This is a genomic window from Novosphingobium sp. GW835-FHT14H07 (genome assembly GCF_058793515.1).
This window is the reverse complement of the sequence record NZ_JBXAFX010000072.1, coordinates 1-2,075: the sequence shown is the minus strand read 5'-3', so window position 1 is coordinate 2,075 and position 2,075 is coordinate 1. Positions and strand designations below refer to the sequence as shown.

The 2,075-nt window shown below is 64.3% G+C and carries 1 protein-coding gene and 1 pseudogene; both read left to right on the top strand.

Going from position 1 to position 2,075, the window contains the following annotated elements; translation table 11 throughout:
* The coding region (locus AC1Q5P_RS21810) for a chromosome partitioning protein ParB (protein ID WP_492520016.1) at positions 1-1,450 on the top strand (1,450 nt) is incomplete at its 5' end.
* 167 nt (positions 1,451-1,617) lie between these two features.
* Positions 1,618-2,004, top strand: a pseudogene (locus tag AC1Q5P_RS21805) (ArdC-like ssDNA-binding domain-containing protein); the annotation flags it as partial.
* Between the last annotated feature and the right edge of the window lie 71 nt (positions 2,005-2,075).

Below are 2,075 nucleotides of genomic sequence, written 5' to 3'. Positions count from 1 at the left end.
GCTACGCCCGGCCTCCGCTTCCCCCCACACGTCATCTACGATGTCGCTGACCCTTCAACTGCGATGTCGCTGTGCACGGGGCAGCGATCCGCGCGCCCGGCTCGTTGGTCGCGATGCCTACATCGCCGCCGGCGGCCGGATCGAACGCGAACTGTTCGATGATGACAACAGCGAATCCTGGGTCGATGTAGCGTTGCTCGAGAGCCTCGCGGCGGCAAAGATGGAAGAGCAGGCCAAAGCTCTCGCCGCCGAGCAGGGTCTCGCCTGGGTCAAGCCCACGCTAGATCCCTATGCCAGCCACGATCTGGTCGAAGGGCTGGTCCGGCTTCCCGCCGAACCGGCACTACTGACCGAAGCGGAACTGGCGAGGCTCGACGAACTCGATGCCTCCTATGACGAACATGCGGCGATCCTCGAAGACGAGGACAGTGCCGAGGAGGCTGTCGCTGCGGCCGAAGCCGCCATCGAGGCCATCGAACGCGAATGTCAGGAAATCCGGGCACGGCCGCCCGTCATCGCGGCCGAACTCAAGGCCGAGGCAGGGATGGTGCTGGTGCTCTCGCGCGATGGCACGCCGGTTCTCCAGCCGGTGTTCTACGGCGAGCGTCAGGCTGAACCCGCCGAGGCTGACGATAGGATCGAAGTCGTTGCTGGCGAGGAAGGTTCGGACAAGCGCCGGACGACCTTGTCCAAGCGCCTGGGCGACGAGCTCGCCATGCAGCGCCGCGACGTCCTTGCGCTGCATGTTGCCTCTGATCCGGGGCTTGCGCTCGACGTCATGGTCTTCACGCTGGCTGATGCCGATACGCATGACTGGCGGGCACGGGCCGCAACCACACTGCGTGCACCTCTTCCGGCAGGGCCGATCATCGGCTTCGAAGCCAAGGATGCTCCGGCCAGCAGCGCGCTTGCCGAGCTCAGGTCCAGTCTCGACGAAAGCTGGCGCGCTGGCGAAGATGCGACTTGCCGCTTCGACCTGTTCCGCGCGCTGTCCGATGACGGCCGCGCCGCTTGGCTTGGCTATGTCGTTGCCCGGTCGCTCGAGGCGAGCCTCAACATGGCGGGCGAGCGTCAGCTACCGTTCCAGGACCACCTCGGCAGCCTGATTGGCATCGACATGGCGCAGTGGTGGCGACCGACTGCGGCCAATTACTTCGACCGGGTGTCAAAGCAGGTGATCCTCGACGCGCTGACCGACGTCGGCGGCCTCGAGCTTTCCTCGCGCTTTGCCTCGGTCAAGAAGAGCGATCTCGCGATGAGTGCCGAGCGCGTCTTCGCAGGCACCTACATCACAGAAGTCGAAGTGCGCGAGAAGGCTCTGTCATGGGTGCCTGAGGTCATGCGCTTCGCTCCCGCTGCGCCGGATGCTGGCGAGCCCGAGATTGACGCCACTGACGCTGAGCGCGGTGTAGACACCGAAGATCAGTCCCCCCGCGAGCTGGCCGCCTGACCTCCTCCTGACAGGCAAGGCCACTCGTACCTCGAGAAGCGGTCCTTCGGCTCACGCCGGAGGGCCGCTTCCTTTTTTGGAGAAGAGCAGAGGGGGCTCGGGAACCTGTGGCACTGACCGGCGAACCCGTCGCCGACTGTCCAGATGCCTCAATCAGGAGACCCATCATGGCCTATCGCAAGGGGCAGAGCGGCGGCTTGTCGCCCGCCACCCGCATCACCCAAGAAATCATCGCGCGTCTGGAAGCCGGCACGAAGCCTTGGATCAAGCCGTGGCGCGGCGTGCCCGTTTCGCGGCCCCTGCGGGCCTGCGGGATTCCGTACCGGGGCATGAATGTGTTCTGGCTGTGGATGGTCGCTGACATGTGCGGCTACGCCTCGCCGTTCTGGATGACGTACAATCAGGCCAAGTCGCTCGGCGCCCAGGTCCGCAAGGGCGAAAAGTCGACCATCGCGATCTTCTACAAGAGCTACACCAAAGAGGTGGAAGCCCCCGATACCGGCGAAAAGACCGACGAGGCCCGCCGGGTGCTCAAGGCCTATCCAGTCTTCAATGGTGCGCCGTAACGGCGGAAATTAAGGAGTGCTATCATGGATAGTTGATCTTGCTGGCTATAGATCATGCC